Source organism: Paenibacillus cremeus, assembly GCF_007786445.1.
GTDB classification, from domain to species: Bacteria; Bacillota; Bacilli; order Paenibacillales; family NBRC-103111; genus Paenibacillus_G; species Paenibacillus_G cremeus.
In genome coordinates this window covers 1-3,880 of record NZ_VNJI01000105.1, presented here as the reverse complement: position 1 = coordinate 3,880, position 3,880 = coordinate 1, and the positions used below count along the sequence as shown (strand labels likewise).

Here is a 3,880-nt window from a genome sequence, read left to right as displayed (position 1 = left end):
GGCAGGTTGCCTACGTGTTACTCACCCGTCCGCCGCTAGGGTCCGAAGACCCTCGCTCGACTTGCATGTATTAGGCACGCCGCCAGCGTTCGTCCTGAGCCAGGATCAAACTCTCCATTAAAGAAAAGCTGATAAGCTCAAAAATTTACTACTGGCGAGAATTTTCATTCTCTTATCTTTTGCACTCACTCGATGTTCAGTTTTCAAAGGGCAATTACTTGTCGTTTCTTGTCAACCGTTTCAGCAGCGACTTTTATAATGTATCACATTCGCCTATACGATTGCAAGCATTTTTTTCTTTCTTGTTTTTGGGACAATTAATTCATTTCCTCAAAACGAGAACGAGATATAAAATATCATATCTGCCTGCCCTGAGTCAAGCAGTTATTTCATTCAATTTTAATGATACATCCGGTTCCTTGCATATTTCGAAATTTCCTTGGGTGAAGCCAGACGGGCATACATGCGAAAGATCACTTTATATCTGGATTCAATGGCTACTTTGATATCGGAGTCAATTCTTTTATCGTTTAAGTCAAAGAGCATTTCATCCAATTCTTTTTTCAATACATAATCAAGTTCTCTGCATTCCCGCTCATTAAACAAAAAACCAAGCATGGTCGTATTACGGCCCCTTTCGAAACATCAATATAGGCACAAAAAGGGCATGTATCCGAAGCGTATGGAAGAAGAACCGGCGCTTTGTTTACATACCCGTTTCTGCCAAAACCATCTTGGTATTGTTATGCACAGTTTTTTACATTTTTATGAGTGAATTGCTATTTATTTTTAACTGCGGGTAAGCCAGAACGTGACTGTACTTTCGATTAGCGCTGCTACTAACAGAACCCCCACCAAGAGCGTACATACTGGTATAAGTGCCTTCAGGAAGCCCTGCAACTGCCCTCTTACTAGTGTCTGGCGTGTCGGACTAATCATCGAAAATGAAAATTTTAATACTAAAAATCCTAATCGGAGCCCAAGGGCGCTAGCAAAAACGATGGCCGGAATTTCTAAGATGCCATGGGGGATGATCGATTTTACTACAACGAGCCAAGATTGTTTTTCGACTGTTACCATGCACATATAACCGATAAGCAACCCGTTAGCCATTAAAAAGAATAAAGGAAATACACCGAAAAACAAACCTAATGCGATAATCAGCAGCGATTTGGAAGCATTATTCCAAAAGATGAGCCAGAACAAGGTCCACTGCGGATTCTCCTTGCCGTCTACAGATTGGGCAATCTGCTTCAAGGCTTCCATTTGACTATCAATAAACGTATGAAACTGCTCCGAGTATAAAGCCCCCATTATAATTCCCGCGATAAAAACCAGTGCAGACGCAATAAAATAATGCTTCATCGATTTCATCTGCGCAGCTGTGTTACTCCAATTCATTCGAGCACCTCCAAAGTTAAGCATAAGTTAGTGGTACGAGCATACATTTTTAGTAATCAAGATTAAACAAGCCTCTCGATGAGACAGGCAAAGGAGGTAAACATGTGAATTATTTTTATGTACTCAACGGCAAAAAACTTAAACAAGCCCTCATTATTGCTGTCGCCGTCTTGTTCGCTATCGGTATCATTTACTCCGAAACGGAAAATGTTTCAGTGTTCTCCCAAAATGACCCGGCAGCCGTCTACAGTGTTCAAACTGAAAAAAAGCTGATCGCACTTACGTTTGACATCAGCTGGGGGGACAAGCGAACGGAGCCGATCCTGAAAATTTTAGAAGACAAAGGGGTCAAAAAAGCAACCTTTTTCCTGTCGTCACCATGGGCCAAGAGTCATCAGGAAGTCGTAAACCACATTGTCAAAGGCGGCTGGGAAATCGGGAGTCACGGCCATAAGCATGTTAATTACAGCAGCTTAAGCGATGATGAAATTCGTACCGAAATCAAAACCGCTCATCAAATTATTTCCGACGTCACCGGCACTAATCCCAATCTCATCCGTCTGCCTAATGGTGATTTTGATAAACGCGTCCTTCGCATTGCCAATGAGCTCAACTACACCGTAATTCAATGGGATACCGATTCAATGGATTGGATGAATAAGGGCGTAGATAATATCATTAGCCGCGTGGTAGGCAAAGCACATCCCGGCGATATTGTTCTAATGCATGCTAGCGACTCATCCAAGCAGACCCACGAAGCTTTGCCCGTTATTATAGACAAGCTGCGTGAGCAAGGCTACGAATTTGTTACGGTCAGTGACTTAATGAAGCAAACTCAGGTAAATAACAAGACACAGATCGAAGATCAAACAATGAAACGTATTCATTAATACCAAGAGAGCCGTTTAAAACGGCTCTTTATTTGTTTTCAGCACTTTGCTCAAAATCAAAATTTGCCATGCATTACATACGAACAGCGGTATCATCATAAAAAGAACGGATGCAAAACCATTGTTCATTACAAGTGCCGGTTGGGCTTCCATCAACGTTCCGACGGTCATAAAAAAGAAAGTCGGTATTAAGGCATTTTTGTTCGTGATTCTGACTTTGAAATAAGCAATAGCTGCGCAAAGCAAGACAAGGATGATCGTGCCCACTACATTCGTATAGCCAAGATAAGCCATATCAAAAAGGACAACTACCATAATCAGTAATTGGAGCATATTCCAGGTCCAATAATTCCGTATGATTCCGATACCAATAAATCGAATAATCAAATACGCAAAGAAGCCGACCTGACTAATTAAGCTAAATAGTGCACCAGCAATTAACATCCAGAAAAAATTATAGCCCATCACGGACATGCCCATGAAAACAAAATCTTGATCCATCGTTTGTAAAGAAAGACCAACAATTCCACCAACGACCGCACCAATTAGAATTGTTGTCCAAAATATATAGAACCATTTTCTTAATGTCACGTCCGTACCCCCACACGATTTTCTCTCAAATGTTAATTGTACCAACCTTCACAGTAAAAAGCTAACGACAATTGTGTTAAGCAACCCGTACATTACAAATACTAAGCTCAAAAATACGAAAGGGAGTCAGATGGATGAAACAACGCTGGATCCGTTTGTTACCCGGCTTTCTGATCGTTAGTCTCTTGACTGCCTGCGGTTCTGACAATCAATCTGCATCCTCAGGTGGCGGCAACAACTATAAAGACACCAAGTCTATGGTCATGGATATTTTAAAATCCGAGGATGGTCGAAAAGCCATTCAAGAGGCGACGATTCAAAGCAACACCAAAATGCAGACTTTATCGGCTGGAGATACCCAAATGCTGCAGCTTGCTGTAAAGGACGTGCTGGTCGATCCTCAGAGCAATCAATTTCTTCAAAAAATGATTACCGACCCGAAGTTTGCAGGGCAATTTGCCAAAGCTATTGAAAAAGACACCAAAAAACTGCACAAGGATCTTCTTAAGGATCCTGAGTATCAAAAATCAATGCTTGATGCTATGAAGAGTCCCGATTTTGAGACCATGATGCTTAATACAATGAAAACAACTCCTTATCGAACTCAAACTAAAGCGGTGATTCAGGAGTCTTTACAGAGTCCGTTGTTTCGGCTAGAGCTTATGGATTTAATGAAAAAAGTGCTTCAAGAAGAGTCGATGCCGAAAGAGCAGCAAGCTAAAGGAGCTCAAGGCGGTCAGGATCAAAAAAGCGGTGGAGGACAAGGGCAAGGCGGGGATCAGAAGCAGGACGAGGGGCAGGACAAAGAAAAGGACGATAAGAAAAAACAGCAGTAATAAAAAAAGGACCGGCTTATGCGAGGCCACTGAAGAACTTAAGGTTTTTGTTTAGAGGCTTATCAATGCAAAAAGAAGACATCGCCTCCTAGGGATAGATGTCTTCTTTTTGTTGTATCGGCTTATTGCCTTAATCCTTGAGCTTCAAGATTCGCTTGAGAT

Annotated in this window: 5 protein-coding genes and 1 rRNA gene; 2 read left to right on the top strand and 4 right to left on the bottom strand. The window is 41.7% G+C overall.

Annotation, left to right across the window (positions count from 1 at the left end; genetic code table 11):
* The 3 genes from FPZ49_RS34795 to FPZ49_RS34785 form a co-directional block, all read right to left on the bottom strand.
* Positions 1–121 (bottom strand): 16S ribosomal RNA (locus FPZ49_RS34795); the annotation flags it as partial.
* Between the two features lie 278 nt (positions 122–399).
* A complete protein-coding gene (locus FPZ49_RS37215; protein WP_144855312.1) occupies positions 400–618 on the bottom strand; it encodes a hypothetical protein in 219 nt (72 codons plus the stop codon).
* Positions 619–789: 171 nt separating this feature from the next.
* Positions 790–1,401, bottom strand: a complete 612-nt coding sequence (locus FPZ49_RS34785; RefSeq protein ID WP_144855310.1) for a stage II sporulation protein M — start codon at positions 1,399–1,401, stop codon at positions 790–792.
* 104 nt (positions 1,402–1,505) lie between these two features.
* On the opposite strand from FPZ49_RS34785, the gene pdaB reads away from it, so the two are divergent.
* Positions 1,506–2,291 (top strand): polysaccharide deacetylase family sporulation protein PdaB, encoded by a 786-nt coding sequence (gene pdaB / locus FPZ49_RS34780; RefSeq protein WP_144855308.1) that lies wholly within the window; start codon positions 1,506–1,508, stop codon positions 2,289–2,291.
* Between the two features lie 15 nt (positions 2,292–2,306).
* Here the strand turns inward: pdaB and FPZ49_RS34775 are convergent, their stop codons facing one another.
* On the bottom strand, positions 2,307–2,882 hold the full coding sequence (locus tag FPZ49_RS34775; protein ID WP_144855306.1) for a KinB-signaling pathway activation protein: 576 nt from the start codon (positions 2,880–2,882) through the stop codon (positions 2,307–2,309).
* Positions 2,883–3,016: 134 nt separating this feature from the next.
* On the opposite strand from FPZ49_RS34775, the gene gerD reads away from it, so the two are divergent.
* A complete protein-coding gene (gene gerD / locus FPZ49_RS34770) occupies positions 3,017–3,718 on the top strand; it encodes a spore germination lipoprotein GerD (protein ID WP_144855304.1) in 702 nt (233 codons plus the stop codon).
* The last annotated feature ends 162 nt before the right edge of the window (positions 3,719–3,880 follow it).